Here is a 14,458-nt window from a genome sequence, read left to right on the forward strand (position 1 = left end):
ATTGAATGGGAAAAAACGAACAATGATCGATTGGGAAAGCCTCCGCTATTTCGCGGCGCTCGCTCGCGCCGGAACGCTGCTCGGGGCGGCTCGTGCCCTCGGCGTGGAGCACGCGACCGTCGCCCGCCGGGTTGCCGGGCTCGAGGAGCAGATGGGGGTGAAGCTGGTCGACCGGCGCGGTCGGCGCATCGTGCTGACGCCGGAGGGCGAGCGGGTCGCCGGAATGGCGGAACGGATGGGGCTGGAGGCGCAGGCCGTCGAACGGGTGGGGCTTGCTGCCGGCGCGACGCTTGCCGGAGAGGTCAGGATCAGCGCGCCGCCGACACTTGCGGCGGCGATGTTGCCGGCAGCGCTGGTCGACCTACGGCTACGGCATCCTGACATCGGCATCACCATCGTCGGCGAGACGCGCTACGCCTCGCTGGACAGGCGGGAGGCGGATGTCGCGGTTCGCATGACGAAGCCGGAGCAGGGGAATTTCGTCATCAGCAAGCTCGGGGATGTCGCCTTCGGCCTCTATGCCACGGCTGATTATCTAGCGACGACGCCAGAGGAGAAGAGAACCTTCATCGCCTATGATGAGACGATGGCGAGCGCGCCGCAGTCGATCCGGCTTGCCGAGGCAGCCGACGGGAGGAAGGTGGCGCTCAGGGCCACGACACTGGAATTTCAGCTGGCGGCGGCGCGCGCCGGCGGTGGCATCGCCATGCTGCCGAATTTCATGCTCGCTGGTGTCGACGATCTCGTCGAGGCAATGCCGCAGCCGCAGCCTCTGATGCGGGAGTTGTGGCTGGTCGTGCACGCCGATATCCGCAACGTGCCGATCATCCGGGTTGTCATGGAAGCGCTGAAATCGATCTCGTGGTCGGGCTAGCAGTTGCCGGTGTTACCGGGTGCGGTAACGCAGGTGGATGATATCGCCCTCGAGCTGCTCGACCGAAACGAGCGACAGGGGTTTTGCCGGTGCTGGCGCGCGGTCGAAGGTCATCGGCATGTCCTTGCCACCGTCGGCGACGGGCAGGATCAGCAGGCTGATCTCGTCGATCAGCCCGGCCGACAGGAAGCCGCCGTTGATCCCGCCGCCGCCCTCGAGCAACAGCCTTTCGATGCCGAAGTCGGCACGGAGGCGTTCGAGCGCCAGGGCAAGGTCGATCTCGTTGTGGCCGGCAAAGACATAGGAAATGCCATCGCGGCGGAGTTCCGCCAGATGATTATCAGGCACCGTTTCCGGCAGGATCATCACGATCGGATCGCCATTGATCGCGTCGATGTTCATGTGCAGTTTGGCGCCTTGGTCGACGGCAACGGCATAGGGACCTTGTGAAGCCCGTGGCGCTTTCCAGGTGGTGCGAGGCAAGGCCTCGACGGCTTCGGCAGGGCGCGGGTCGCCAGCCGCGAATTCAGCCATGGTCACGCGTCCGACGAGCCAGGCGTCGCCGTTCATCTGCTGGTGCAGGCGCTCATAGATCGTGGTGAGGGCGGCGGTCATCTCCTCTGGCCATTGAGAGGGTACGATCCGGCCGTCTATGCTCGATCCCATATGCATGATCACGTATGGCTTCACGTCGTCCTCCTTTTCCCGCCGGTGGTGAGAGGCGGCCTGATGCGGCCGCCTCCGATGTCAATATTCCTGCCGGGTCGGCCGAAACAAGATTTCATTCACGTCGACATCCTCCGGCTGGCTCATGGCGAAGGCCACCATGCTCGCGAAGGAATCGGCCGGGATTGCCATCTCGTAGACCTTGCGGATGCGCTCGGCGACGTCAGGTTCGGTGACGCTGTCGGGCAGCTCGGTCGCAACGGCGCCGGGCGAGATGATCGTCGTGCGGATATTGTAGGGTTTCACTTCCTGCCGCAGCCCTTCGGAAATGACACGCACTCCGTGCTTGGTCGCGGCATAGACGGCGCCACCCGGATTGACCTTGTGACCGGCGACCGACGAGACGTTGATGACATGGCCGCTTTTCTGCTCCTTCATATAGGGCAGCGCTGCGGCAATGCCGTAGAGCACGCCCTTGAGGTTGACGTCGATCATCCGGTCCCAATCCTCGACCTTGCCGCGCTCCAGTGGAGAGTGCGGCATCAGGCCGGCATTGTTGATGATGACGTCGATGCGGCCGTGCAGCCGGACGGCGTGGTCGACCAGACGCCTGACCTGATCGACCTTGGTTACGTCGGTCTCGACGACGGCATCGCTGCCGAGGCCGAGTTCGCCGGCGATCGCATTCAGCCGGTCGAGACGCCGGGCGCCGAGAACGAGCTTGGCGCCGTCTCGCGCCAGGCGTCGGGCCGCAGCCTCGCCAAGGCCGCTGCTCGCGCCGGTAATCACGACGACCTTGTCCTTGATACCGTCAGTCATGACAAATCCTTTCCGTTCGTTCGGTCGCCGCTCAGCGGTCGACCCTTGCCTGCAGGTGTGCCGGATAGCGGTCGCCCTCGACCTTTATGCCGGCCAGTGCTGCTTCGATGGCCGCAAGATCGTCACCCGTCAGCTGCACGGCGGCGGCGCCGATATTCTCTTCCAGGCGGTGCATCTTCGTCGTGCCGGGGATCGGAACGATCCAGGGCTTGCTCGCCAGGAGCCATGCAAGTGCGATCTGCGCCGGCGTGGCGCCCTTTTCGCGGGCGATCTCGCCCAGCCGATCGACGAGCGCCTGATTGGCCTTGCGGGCTTCAGCCGAAAAGCGCGGCACGACGTTGCGGAAGTCCTTGCTGTCGAAGGTGGTCTGCTCGTTGATCGCGCCGGTCAGGAAGCCTTTCCCGAGCGGGCTGAACGGAACGAAGCCGATGCCAAGCTCCTCGAGCGTCGGCAGGATGTCCTGCTCCGGCTCGCGCCACCACAGCGAATATTCGCTCTGCAGGGCGGCGACCGGCTGCACCGAATGCGCGCGGCGGATCGTTCTGGCGCCGGCTTCCGAAAGGCCGAAGTGCTTGACCTTGCCTTCGCTGATCAGGTCCTTGACCGTGCCGGCGACATCCTCGATCGGCACGTCAGGATCGACGCGGTGCTGGTAGAAGAGGTCGATCACGTCGGTGTTTAGGCGCTTCAGCGCCGCATCGGCAACCTCCCTGATATGGGCAGGGCGGCTGTTCATGCCACTCTGGCCGCCCTCCGGGCCGAAATTGAAGCCGAACTTGGTGGCGATGACGACCTTGTCGCGGAACGGCGCCAGCGCCTCGCCGAGCAGGGTCTCGTTCTTGTAGGGACCGTAGGCTTCCGCGGTGTCGAAGAAGGTGACGCCGCGTTCGAAGGCGGCGCGGATCAATTTGATCGCGTCCGCAGTGTCCGTTGCCGGGCCGTAGCCGTAGCTCAAGCCCATGCATCCGAGGCCGAGGGCGGATACTTCGAGGCCGCTGTTTCCGAGTGTGCGCTTCTGCATGGAATTTTCCTTTCCTAGCCCTGGTATTGTTCGTCGGTGACCTTTTCCATCCAATCGACCACCTTGCCGTCGAGGGCTTCGGCGATTGCGATGTGGGTCATGGCCGTAGTCGCGGATGCGCCGTGCCAGTGTTTCTCGCCCGGTTCGAACCAGATGATGTCGCCGGCGCGGATTTCCTCGACAGGTCCACCTTCGCGCTGCGCGCGACCGCTGCCTGCGAGGACGATCAGCGTCTGACCGAGCGGATGGGTATGCCAGGCGGTGCGGGCGGCGGGCTCGAAGGTCACCGTTGCACCGCCGACGCGCGCCGGTGCCGTCCCGCTGAACGGCGCATCGATGCGGACCGTCCCAGTGAAATAATCCGGCGGTCCCTTGGCGGATGGATCGGAGCCGTTTCGCTTGATTTTCATCTTTCGTCCTTTCGTGAGCTCAGGAGCGTGCAGCTCGGCTGACGTTCGGAGGAAGATTTAGTGCGGATGCTTTCCTGCGATTAGATGGTATAAACAGCATAAGCTTATGAGTGAGATTCATGAATGACGCGACAATCGATCAACGACCTCATCGCCTTTCTGGCCGTGGCCCGGGAGCGAAGCTTCACCAAGGCCGCCGCCAAGCTCGGCGTATCGCAATCGGCGCTTAGCCATACGATCCGTGGCCTTGAGACACGCCTCAGCCTGCGGTTGCTGACGCGCACGACGCGAAGCGTGTCGCCGACGGAAGCAGGCGAGCGGCTGCTGAGCTCGATCGGGCCACGTTTCGACGAGATTGAGAGCGAGTTGGCTGCGCTCAGCGAATTTCGCGAGAAGCCGGCGGGTACGATCCGCATCACGGCGGGAGAGCACGCAGCCGACGCTATCCTCTGGCCGGCGCTGGAAAAACTGCTGCCTGATTATCCCGATATCAATGTCGAGATCATCGTCGATTATGGGCTGACCGACATTGTCGCCGAGCGCTACGACGCCGGCGTTCGGCTGGGCGAGCAGGTGGCGAAGGACATGATCGCCGTTCGCATCGGGCCCGACATGCGGATGGCCGTCGTCGGAGCGCCTGCCTATTTCGAGCGGTGGCCGAAGCCGGAGACGCCTGCCGATCTCACCGACCACAACTGCATCAATCTGCGCCTGCCGACCTATGGTGGGGTCTATGCCTGGGAGTTCGAGAAGGACGGGCGCGAAGTGAAGGTGCGCGTGGAAGGGCAGCTGGTGTTCAACAACGTGCAGCTACGACTGAACGCAGCGCTTTCGGGGCTTGGTCTGGCCTTCGTGCCGGAAGCGCTTGTGTTGCAGCCTCTGTCCGATGGGCGGCTCGTTCGCGTGCTTGACGACTGGTGCACACCTTTCCCAGGATACCACCTCTATTATCCGAGCCGCCGACATTCGTCGCCGGCCTTCGCCTTGCTGGTCAATGCGCTTCGCTACCGGGGCTGAGGTGCGTGAAATCCGACCACTGTCCGCGGGCAGACTGTCGAGGTCGGATTATCTCGAATCTCAGATCGCGCTTTTCGCTGCGACGCCCGCCACGTAGGTCTCCGCGATCGCGCGGTCATCGCCCATGGTCTGCAGCAGGAAGAGTTCTTCCGGCAGCGTCTTCACCACCTCCATCTTCAGCGCCATGGCGGGCGTCGCGGCGGCGTTGAGGACGACGATATCGGCGTCGGAGCCGACATCGAGCGTGCCGATCCTGTCGGCAAGCGACAGCGACCGGGCGTTGCCCAATGTCATGTGGTAGTAGCTTTCCAGCGGGTTCAGGCGTTCGCCGAGCAGCTGCTGGATCTTGTAGGCTTCGTCCATGGTGCGCAGCATCGAATAGCTGGAGCCGCCGCCGATATCGGTGGCGACGCCAATGCGCACCGGCTTTTCGCGGCGGGCGAGCGCTTTCAGCGGGAAGAGGCCGGAGCCGAGGAAGAGGTTCGATGTCGGGCAATGAACGGCGACGGAGCCGGCCTCGCTCATCGCATCGGCCTCGCGATCCGAAAGATGGATGCAGTGGCCGAAGAGCGTCTTGTCGCCGAGCAGGCCATAGCGGGCATAGATATCGGTGTAGTCAGTCGCCTCGGGATAGAGCTCGCAGGTGAACTTGATCTCGTCGTGGTTCTCGGAGAGATGCGTCTGGATGTGCAGGTCGGGAAACTCGCGGGCAAGCGCCTGCGTCGCCTCCATCTGTGCGGGCGTCGAGGTAATCGCGAAGCGGGGCGTGATGGCGACGTGGTTGCGGCCCTTGCCGTGCCACTCGGCAATAATCTGGCGGGTTTCGTCGTAGCCCATCTGGGGCGTGTCGAGCAGGCCCTGCGGGGCATTGCGGTCCATCATCACCTTGCCGCCGACCATGCGCATGTTGCGCTTCAGCGCCTCGGCGAAGAAGGCGTCGGCGGAGGTCTTGTGCACGGAGCAGTAGGCGACCGCCGTCGTCGTGCCGTGGCGCACGAGTTCATCGTAGAAATGCCCGGCGATCCGCTGAGCATGCGCGCTTTCGACGAAGCGGCATTCCTCGGGGAAGGTGTAGGTGTTCAGCCATTCCAAGAGGTTTGCCGCGTAGGAGGCGATCACCTGCATCTGCGGGAAATGCAGGTGCATGTCGATGAACCCCGGCATGATCAGGTGCGGGCGATGATCGATCTCGACAGCATCGGCTACGGCCTTCGCCTTGATGTCGGCATAGGGGCCGCTTTCGACGATCAGGCCGTTTTCGATCAGCAAGCCGCCATCGGTCTCGTAGCGATAGCTTTCGCTGTCGGTCAGGCTCTGGGGTGCCCTGACGAAGGAGAGCAGGCGGCCGCGGAGGAGGGTTTGGGTCATGGGCGTTCGCCTTTATCGATTGGGTGTCGTCGTCAGTGGCTGTGTCAGTCTCAGGGAGCAGGCTTAGCGGGAAGGGCTGCCACCGATGCGGCGCAGCCGTATAATGTCCTGCCCTGAAATGCCAGCTTCGCGGCGAGATCGTAACGCTTCCCGGATGCGCCGTCGACGCAGGTCTCCTTGGTTACAGTCAGCGTGTAGCGCGATGGCGGGTGGGTGATGGTCCATGTCGCGCTGTCTTCAGTCGTCGCCATCGGGCCGGGGTTGACGGTGATGACGTCGTTCTTGCCCGCCCGGCTGAAGGTGATCTGATCCTCGCGGATGCGAAGCGCCCAGAAGGGGCTGGTGCCGAGCACATTGACCTCGCCCCAAAGATCGGTGGGGGCCGTGATATCAGCAGGCACGGTGCCCGTCGTCCTCACGTCTTCCTGTTTTGCAACGGCCTCCTCAGCCCGTGCTTCCGTCCATGCCACCCCTGAGAGGGCGATAAGATTGGCCAGAAGCAGGGTTCGGAGGCCTTTGATCATTCGCGTTTGCCCTCGACCGCGCTTTCGAACCAGGCGACCAGCAGCTTACGCTCGTCGGGGGTGATGTCGGTCACGTTACCCGGCGGCATGGCGTGGCTGCGACCTGCCTGGATGTAGATTTCGCGCGCATGGGCGGCGATTTCCGCATCGGTTTCAAGAACGACGTTCTTCGGTGGACGCGCCAGCCCCTCGTAAACCGGCTCGGCGGCGTGGCACATGGAACAGCGCGTCCCGACAAGCTGCTTGACCGCGAGGAAATGAGCGTCCCCGGCGAATTGCTGGAACGCGGGGGCAACGGCCTGTGCGTCCTTCTCGCCGGTCAGCACCTTCGGCACCGTCGACAGCCACATGATCAGGATGAAGAGGATGACGGTGACGATCCAGGTCCAGGTCGGCCGGCCCTTGCGGGCATGCGTCGTGTTGAACCAGTGGCGGATGGTGACGCCCATCAGGAAGACGAGGGCGGCGATCACCCAGTTGTAGGCCGTTCCGAAAGCCAGCGGATAGTGGTTCGACAGCATGAAGAAGATGACGGGCAGCGTCAGGTAGTTGTTGTGAAGCGAGCGCTGCTTGGCGATCGCGCCATACTTCGCGTCGGGCGTGCGCCCGGCGATCAGGTCGGCGACCACGATCTTCTGGTTCGGAATGATGATCATGAAGACGTTGGCCGACATGATCGTCGCCGTGAAGGCGCCGAGATGCAGGAAGGCGGCACGGCCGGTGAACAGCTGCGTGTAGCCCCAGGCCATGAACACCAGCACGGCGTAGAGCACGACCATCAGGCCCCAGGTGTTCTTGCCAAGCGGCGATTTGCACAGGAGGTCATAGACGAGCCAGCCGACCGCGAGCGAGGCCAGCGAAATCAGGATCGCCACCGGGGCGCTGATATCGAGGACGTGGCGGTCGATGAGGAAAAGGTCGGCACCGCCGTAGTAGACGATACAGAGCATCAGGAAGCCGGAGAGCCAGGTGAAATAGCTTTCGTACTTGAACCAGGTCAGGTGCTCGGGCATCTGTGCCGGCGCCACGAGATACTTCTGGATGTGATAAAAGCCGCCACCGTGAACCTGCCACTCTTCGCCATAGGCGCCAGGCGGAAGATGCGGCCGCTTCACCAGGCCGAGATCGAGCGCGATGAAATAGAACGACGAGCCAATCCAGGCAATCGCAGTGATGACGTGGAACCAGCGGGCCGCAAAGGCCAGCCATTCCCACGCTATGGCGTATTCGTACATTTAGTTCCCCTGTTCTTCCTCCGACTCGTCACTTTGCAGAAAGTCGCGGCCGGAGAAAAGGGGATAAAGCTCTGATCCTTCGCTGTTGCCGGGAATATGGCCAATCCGATCGCGGTAACGAAGTTTTGAGACGCTGTCGCAAGGCGCGTCGGCACCCCTTAGCCGCGTGTGAGCAGGGCGTGCAGCCTCTGCGAGCCGCCGCCGTCGCTCTATTTCGCCGGGACGAGCGTGGCTTGAAATGTAACGATTCGATTACAGTTTCATTTTGAGGCCGCCGGGATGAGGTGGAAACCGCTTGTCCCGGCGGCGCATTCATCAACGGAGAAGATGCCATGCGCAGCATTCTTGTGTGTGTGATGATTGCGTTCGCGTCTTGCGTACAGGCTCATGATGCGCCGTCTGGATGGAGCTACGAGCCTTTCTGTTGCAATGGCGATAACGAAACCGGGGACTGCCAGATGATCCCCCCGAAGAGCGTCGCCGTCACGCCGCAGGGGTATCGCGTGACCCTGCTGCCGGGGGACCACCGCCTCGTCACGCATGCCCATATCTTCGTGCTGCCGATGGGCAAGGCCATGCGCTCCGGCGATGGCGATTACCATCTCTGCCTGTTTCCGAACGAAGATACGCCTCGCTGTTTCTACGCGCCGCAGATGGGCTATTAGCTGACCTCCGCACCGCGGGCGTTCATCTCCTCAAGAATCCAGTTTCTGAATGCCTTGATCTTGGGGACGTTGCGACGGTTCTCGGGATAGGCGAGCCAATAGTCCCAGTCGTCGTCCCGGCAGACGAGCGGGAACGGTTGGACCAGACGGCCGGCGGCGAGGTCGTCGCGATAGAATTCCGGTGTCAGGATCGCGACACCTTGACCGGCAATCGCCGCGCTGGCTTCGAAGGACTGCGCGCCGAGCCGGCTACGCGGTCGCCCCGCGAGGTCCGGATCGGCAACGCCGGCAGCGGCGAACCACGTCGCCCACCAGGAATCACCGGCGTCGATCAGGCGCAGCTTGAGAAGATCGCGCGGTTGGTTGATCCCGCCGCTGCTGGCAACGAGTTCCGGGCTCAACATCGGCGTAAAATCGATCGTCATCAAACGGTGGCAGGTGAGGCCCGGCCAGTTGCCCTTGCCGCTGCGGATGGCGATGTCGGCGGACTCCCGGGCAAAATCGATCAGCGTGTCCGAGGTGATCAGGCGCACGGCTGTTGCGGGATGCCGGAGGTGAAACGAGCCGAGGCGGCGTGCCATCCATTGCGACGCGAATGTCGGCGTAGAATGGATGAGCAGTGTTTCCTCCGATGCGCCGCGAACCGTCGCGACTGCCTCTTGCAGCAAGGCGAAGGCTTCGGTGACCTTGGGCGCCAGCCGTTCGCCGGCGTCGGTCATGGCGATGTTACGCGGACGACGCAGGAACAGGGGCTCGCCGATGTTCTCCTCCAGCAGTTTCACCTGATAGCTGACGGCGGTCTGCGTCATGCCGAGCTCGTCGCCGGCCTTGGTGAAACTGCCGTGTCGGGCGACGGCCTCGAAAACGCGCAAGGCATTCAATGGGAACTGCTTCGACAGCTTCATGGATAAGTTCTCTTTATGCATCCAGACGGTCGTTCGATTGGAATTGCAGCATTTATTGGAGCAACCTGCAAGCCAATGGATCAAATAACAGGTGATGTCATGGATTGCATTGCTATCGAACGCCAGAGCCAGGCAAGCGCGCCGCGGGTCTCTGAAAGACTGGTTACCTTGGGGCGGCGAGTGTTGCGCCGGCTGTCCGGATGGGACCGGCTCTACCTCGACGACATGCCCGACCGGATCAAGCGCGACCTCGGTTTTATGGATGGGCGGGAGCCGCGCTACGAGCCCGAATACTGGCGATAGGCGGCAAGAGCGGCCAGAATTTCGGCGGCCGTCATGGCGGCAATGACTTCCGGCCGCTTGTCCTTCACGGCCGAACCGCCGATCGGCAGCGTCAGGCGGTCCAGCCAGTTGCGCTCGCCATTGCCTTCGCGCGCCAGCCAGCTCGCGAATGTCGCACGCTTGGTCGCGGAACCGATCATGCCCGTATAGGCAAGGTCGGTCCGCGCAAGCGCTTCGCGGGCAATGAGGAAATCGAGCGCGTGATCGTGGGTGACGATAACCACGACAGCACCATCAGGAAGATCGCGGACCAGTGCTTCTGGCATGGCGACGAGCCGTGTGGCGGTCGCGACCGGCAGGTTTGAAAGCTCGTCCTCGCGAGTTTCGATGACGGTCACCGAGACGGGCAGCGGTGCCAGAGCGGCGGCCAGCGCACGCCCGACGTGGCCGGCGCCGAAGATGTGAACCTCCGGCTGCTCGATCTCATCGTCCTTGTGGCGGCGATCCAGTTCTGTCTGAACCGCGCCGGTGACAGGACGAAACCGCAACTGTGTTCTGCCGCCGCAGCATTGGCCGATCTCGGGACCCAGCGGAATGTCCATGGTATCGACGCCGCCTGTTCCGGCGAGCAGCTGGCGGGCATTCCCGATCGCGATATATTCGAATTGGCCACCGCCGATCGTTCCCCATACCGCCTTTTCGGAAACAAGCATGAAGGTTCCGGCTTCGCGTGGGGTCGACCCTTGCGTGCCGGTGATCTCGATCAGGATGACCTCGGGCTGCACGGCGAGGAAGGCGCGAAAGTCGCTTCCAGGAATGAAGCCCGAGAGGATTTCGCGCCGCGTCATCCTACACCTTTTTCATCCGCTCGACGGCCATCAGAACGCGTTCGGGCGTTGCCGGTGCATCCAGACGCGGGCAGACGCGGTAGTCGGCGACACTGGCAACGGCCATCGACAGCGCTTCGAGAACCGAGATGCCGAGCATGAAAGGCGGTTCGCCTACGGCCTTGGAGCGGCCGATGGTGGCCTCGGCGTTTTCGGACCATTCCGCCAGCCGGACGTTGAAGATCTTCGGGCGGTCGGACGCAAGCGGGATCTTGTAGGTCGAGGGCGCGTGCGTGCGCAGCCGCCCCTTTGCATCCCACCAGAGTTCCTCGGTCGTCAGCCAGCCCATGCCCTGGACAAAGGCGCCTTCGACCTGGCCGATATCGATCGCCGGGTTCAGCGAGCGCCCGACGTCGTGGAGAATGTCGGTACGGTCGATCAGGTATTCGCCCGTCAGGGTGTCGATCGACACTTCCGAGCAGGAGGCACCGTAGGCGAAATAGTAGAACGGCGTGCCGCGACCCGCCGCCCGATCCCAGTGGATCTTGGGGGTCTTGTAGAAACCGGCTGCCGAAAGCTGAACGCGGGCGAAGTAGGCCTGCTTGATGAAATCCGGGAACAGGATTTCCTTGTCGCCAACACGGACCCGGTTCGGCAGGAAGACGACCTCGGTTGCCGGCACATCGAACTTCTCGGCCGCGAAGGCGACAAGGCGCCCCTTGATCTGCCGTGCCGCATCGTAGGCCGCCATGCCGTTCAGGTCCGAGCCCGAGGAAGCCGCGGTCGCCGAGGTGTTGGGTACCTTGGCAGTGGTCGTCGCGGTGATCTTCACGCGCTCGATGTCGACCTGGAAGCTGTCGGCCAGAACTTGGGCGACCTTGGTATAGAGGCCCTGACCCATCTCGGTGCCGCCGTGGTTCAGGTGGATCGAGCCGTCCTGGTAGACGTGCACCAGCGCGCCGGCCTGATTGAAGGCGGTCATGGTGAAGGAGATGCCGAACTTGACAGGCGTCAGGGCGATGCCCTTGCGGATGTAGCGGCTGTTGCGGTTGAACTCGATGATCGTGTTTCGCCGCGCCTGATAGTCGGCGCTCTCTTCGAGTTCGCCGACGATCCGTTCGAGAATGCTGTCCTCGACTTCCTGATGGTAGGGCGTCAGCGTCCGGCCGGAGCCCGGCTGGCCGTAGAAGTTCAGCTTGCGAACTTCCAGCGGATCCTTGCCGACGGCGTAGGCGATTTCCTCGATGAAGCGTTCGGCGCCGAGCATGCCCTGCGGACCGCCGAATCCGCGAAACGCGGTGTTCGAAACCGTGTGCGTCTTCAGCGGCTTGGAGGTCAGGTGCACATGCGGATAGAAATAGCTGGAATCCGCGTGGAAGAGCGCACGGTCGGTGACCGGTCCGGAAAGATCGGACGAGAAGCCGCATCGCGCCGCGTAGGTCGCATCGACCGCGTGGATCCGGCCCTCTTCATCGAAACCGAGCTCGTAGTCGACCAGGAAGTCGTGACGCTTGCCGGTGGCCGCCATGTCCTCGTCGCGATCCGGGCGGAACTTGATGGCGCGCTTCAGCTTCTTGGCGGCGATGGCGGCGAGCGCCGCAAACTGGTTGCCCTGCGTTTCCTTGCCGCCAAAGCCGCCGCCCATGCGGCGCACGTTCACCGTGACGGCGTTCGACGGAATATTCAGGACATGGCCGACGATGTGCTGGATCTCGCTCGGGTGCTGCGTCGAAGACCAGACCGCGACCTCGTCGTCCTCGCCCGGGATGGCCATGGCGATGTGGCTTTCGAGATAGAAGTGTTCCTGGCCGCCGATGCGCATCTGGCCGGTCAGCTTGCGGGGTGCGTTGGCCATTTCGGCTTTGGCCTCGCCGCGCTTCAGGGTCATCGGCGTGATGACCAGCGGGCTGCCGTTGGCAAGCGCCCCGTCGATATCGCTCCAATGCGGAAGGTCGCGATACTCGACCTTCGCCTTGCGGGCGGCACGGCGCGCGATGTCGCGGGTCTCCGCAATGACAGCAAAGATCGGCTGATTGTGGAATTCGACCTTGGTTTCCGCCAGCAGGGGCTCGTCGTGACTGCCGTTCGAGCTGACGTCGTTGACACCCGGCACATCCTTGCCGGTGAACACCCAGACGACGCCTGGGGTCTTGGCGACTTCGGACAGGTCCATGCTGAGAATTTCGGCGTGGGCGCGGTCGGAAAGCCCCAGAGCGCCGTGCAGAAGTCCGGCGGGCTCCGGCAGGTCGTCGATATAGTCGGCGGTGCCGGTGACGTGCTTGTGCGCGGAATCGTGGCGCAGCGAGCCGTGCATGGCGCCGTTGATGATGAATTTGGGCTCGGGGGATGTCGACTTATCCATTAGGCGACCTCCTCGAAGCGCTGAAGTTCGGCAGGAGCGCCTGAAGTTTCGAGATAGAAGCGCGTCAGCAGGTTCTTGGCCGTGAGTTGGCGGTATTCCGCCGTTGCGCGCCAGTCGCTGAGCGGCTGATAGTCCGCATCGAAGGCTTCGCGGGCGGCTTCTATGGTCTCTTCGTTCCACTGCCGGCCCATCAGCAGGTTCTCGACCGCGCGGGCGCGTTTGGGCGTTCCCGCCATGCCGCCGAAGGCAATCCTGATGTCGTTGACGTCGCCCTCGGAATCGAGGGTCAGATAGAAGGCGCCAAGCACGGCCGTAATGTCCTCATCCCGGCGCTTGGTGATCTTGTAGACGGCAAACCGCGTGTCTTCCGCCGGGTAGGGCACGAAGATGCTTTCGACGAACTCGCCGGGGCGGCGATCCTGCTTGCCGTATTCGATGAAGAAATCTTCGAGCCGCAGCATGCGCGTGCCTTCCACCGAGCGCAGCTTGATGGTGGCGCCGAGCGCGATCAGCGGTGGCGGGCTGTCGCCGATCGGGGAGCCGTTGGCGATGTTGCCGCCGATCGTTCCCATGTTGCGGACCTGTTCACCGCCGATGCGGTTGATCAGGCGGCCGAGCGTCGGCACCTTGCGTGCGATGGTTTCGAAAGCGCGCGTATAGGTCACGCCGGCGCCGATCGTGAAGCCGCCTTCGCCAGCGGTCATCGTCTGCAGTTCCGAAAGGTGATTGATGAACACGACCGGGTTCAGGTGACGCATCTGCTTAGTGACCCAAAGGCCGACGTCCGTCGATCCGGCGACCACGATTGCCTTGGGTTCCTCAGCAAGAATCCGCGCCAGGTCTTCTTCCGACTCCGGCACGAGCAGGCGGTCGTCGCCCTTGGTGATGGAAATGGTCTCGGTCGGCTGCATCGCCCAGAGGCGCGCAACGACATCCGAGCGCGTACGTTCCAGCGGATCGAACAGCGCGCTCGGGCGTGTGCGGCTGACCATCTCGGCCGCCTTCACGATCGGTTCGTAGCCGGTGCAGCGACAGAGATTGCCCTGCAGCGACTTCTCGATCTCGGCTCGGCTCGGCGTCTCGTTCGAGAGCCAGAGGCCGTAAAGCGACATGATGAAGCCCGGAGTGCAGAAGCCGCACTGCGAGCCGTGGCAATCGACCATGGCCTGCTGCACCGGATGCAGCGTTCCATCCTTGGCGGCAAGGTGCTCGACCGTCACCACATGCGTTGCATTCAGCGAGCCGAGGAAGCGGATGCAGGCATTGACGGATTCATAATGCAGCTTGCCATCGACAAGCCGACCGACCAGGACCGTGCAGGCGCCACAGTCTCCTTCCGCGCATCCCTCCTTCGTGCCGGTAAGACGGCGCTTCAAACGAAGAAAATCAAGAAGCGTCTCGGTCGGAGCGATATCCCTGAGCGAGATATCCTCCCCGTTGAGGATGAAGCGGATGCAGTCGTTCATGTTGTTCCTTGTTATTG

The 14,458-nt window shown here is 63.1% G+C and carries 15 protein-coding genes; 4 read left to right on the top strand and 11 right to left on the bottom strand.

The features are described from left to right. Positions 1 to 22: 22 nt before the first annotated feature. Positions 23 to 874: a LysR family transcriptional regulator gene (locus tag ASE04_RS23045; protein ID WP_056823029.1), complete on the top strand. Its 852-nt coding sequence runs from the start codon at positions 23 to 25 to the stop codon at positions 872 to 874. Between the two features lie 12 nt (positions 875 to 886). On the opposite strand, the gene ASE04_RS23050 is transcribed toward ASE04_RS23045, so the two are convergent. Genes ASE04_RS23050 through ASE04_RS23065 form a run of 4 tightly spaced genes read right to left on the bottom strand, consistent with a single transcriptional unit; the run spans position 887 to position 3,790 of the window. Further along, on the bottom strand, positions 887 to 1,564 hold the full coding sequence (locus ASE04_RS23050; RefSeq protein ID WP_056823040.1) for a dihydrofolate reductase family protein: 678 nt from the start codon (positions 1,562 to 1,564) through the stop codon (positions 887 to 889). 57 nt (positions 1,565 to 1,621) lie between these two features. Continuing rightward, positions 1,622 to 2,359, bottom strand: coding sequence for an SDR family oxidoreductase (locus ASE04_RS23055; protein WP_056823051.1), 738 nt, complete (start codon positions 2,357 to 2,359; stop codon positions 1,622 to 1,624). Positions 2,360 to 2,390: 31 nt separating this feature from the next. Continuing rightward, complete coding sequence (locus tag ASE04_RS23060) at positions 2,391 to 3,380, bottom strand: aldo/keto reductase (RefSeq protein ID WP_056823060.1); 990 nt, start codon at positions 3,378 to 3,380, stop codon at positions 2,391 to 2,393. Positions 3,381 to 3,394: 14 nt separating this feature from the next. After that, a complete protein-coding gene (locus ASE04_RS23065) occupies positions 3,395 to 3,790 on the bottom strand; it encodes a (R)-mandelonitrile lyase (RefSeq protein WP_056823073.1) in 396 nt (131 codons plus the stop codon). Positions 3,791 to 3,913: 123 nt separating this feature from the next. On the opposite strand from ASE04_RS23065, the gene ASE04_RS23070 reads away from it, so the two are divergent. Then, positions 3,914 to 4,807, top strand: coding sequence for a LysR family transcriptional regulator (locus ASE04_RS23070; RefSeq protein WP_056823087.1), 894 nt, complete (start codon positions 3,914 to 3,916; stop codon positions 4,805 to 4,807). Between the two features lie 60 nt (positions 4,808 to 4,867). Here the strand turns inward: ASE04_RS23070 and guaD are convergent, their stop codons facing one another. The 3 genes from guaD to puuD are packed head-to-tail and all read right to left on the bottom strand — an operon-like array spanning position 4,868 to position 7,934. Beyond that, on the bottom strand, positions 4,868 to 6,175 hold the full coding sequence (guaD, locus tag ASE04_RS23075) for a guanine deaminase (protein ID WP_056823099.1): 1,308 nt from the start codon (positions 6,173 to 6,175) through the stop codon (positions 4,868 to 4,870). Between the two features lie 50 nt (positions 6,176 to 6,225). Further along, positions 6,226 to 6,699, bottom strand: coding sequence for a hypothetical protein (locus ASE04_RS23080; RefSeq protein ID WP_056823110.1), 474 nt, complete (start codon positions 6,697 to 6,699; stop codon positions 6,226 to 6,228). Continuing rightward, positions 6,696 to 7,934: a urate hydroxylase PuuD gene (gene puuD / locus ASE04_RS23085; protein WP_056823121.1), complete on the bottom strand. Its 1,239-nt coding sequence runs from the start codon at positions 7,932 to 7,934 to the stop codon at positions 6,696 to 6,698. Before puuD ends, ASE04_RS23080 begins: the two co-directional genes overlap by 4 nt. 332 nt (positions 7,935 to 8,266) lie before the next feature. Here puuD and ASE04_RS23090 point away from each other — a divergent pair, with 332 nt between their 5' ends. After that, the gene (locus ASE04_RS23090) at positions 8,267 to 8,599 is read left to right on the top strand and encodes a hypothetical protein (protein ID WP_056823134.1); all 333 of its coding nucleotides are present in this window, start codon (positions 8,267 to 8,269) and stop codon (positions 8,597 to 8,599) included. Here the strand turns inward: ASE04_RS23090 and ASE04_RS23095 are convergent. After that, positions 8,596 to 9,504, bottom strand: a complete 909-nt coding sequence (locus ASE04_RS23095; RefSeq protein ID WP_056823144.1) for a LysR substrate-binding domain-containing protein — start codon at positions 9,502 to 9,504, stop codon at positions 8,596 to 8,598. The two genes, ASE04_RS23090 and ASE04_RS23095, sit on opposite strands and share 4 nt — an antisense overlap. Positions 9,505 to 9,579: 75 nt before the next feature. Between ASE04_RS23095 and ASE04_RS23100 the strand changes: the two genes are divergently transcribed. After that, entirely contained in the window at positions 9,580 to 9,807 is a 228-nt protein-coding gene (locus ASE04_RS23100) for a hypothetical protein (protein WP_338012498.1), read from the top strand. On the opposite strand, the gene xdhC is transcribed toward ASE04_RS23100, so the two are convergent. From xdhC to xdhA, 3 genes are read right to left on the bottom strand one after another with little or no spacing between them, the layout of a single operon-like run. Beyond that, positions 9,783 to 10,634, bottom strand: a complete 852-nt coding sequence (gene xdhC / locus ASE04_RS23105; protein WP_056823155.1) for a xanthine dehydrogenase accessory protein XdhC — start codon at positions 10,632 to 10,634, stop codon at positions 9,783 to 9,785. The two genes, ASE04_RS23100 and xdhC, sit on opposite strands and share 25 nt — an antisense overlap. A 1-nt stretch (position 10,635) precedes the next feature. Then, positions 10,636 to 12,975, bottom strand: coding sequence for a xanthine dehydrogenase molybdopterin binding subunit (gene xdhB / locus ASE04_RS23110; RefSeq protein ID WP_056823168.1), 2,340 nt, complete (start codon positions 12,973 to 12,975; stop codon positions 10,636 to 10,638). Then, positions 12,975 to 14,441, bottom strand: a complete 1,467-nt coding sequence (gene xdhA, locus ASE04_RS23115; protein ID WP_056823180.1) for a xanthine dehydrogenase small subunit — start codon at positions 14,439 to 14,441, stop codon at positions 12,975 to 12,977. Before xdhA ends, xdhB begins: the two co-directional genes overlap by 1 nt. Positions 14,442 to 14,458: the final 17 nt, after the last annotated feature.

It is taken from the genome of Rhizobium sp. Root708 (assembly GCF_001429725.1).
Classification (GTDB): Bacteria; Pseudomonadota; Alphaproteobacteria; order Rhizobiales; family Rhizobiaceae; genus Rhizobium.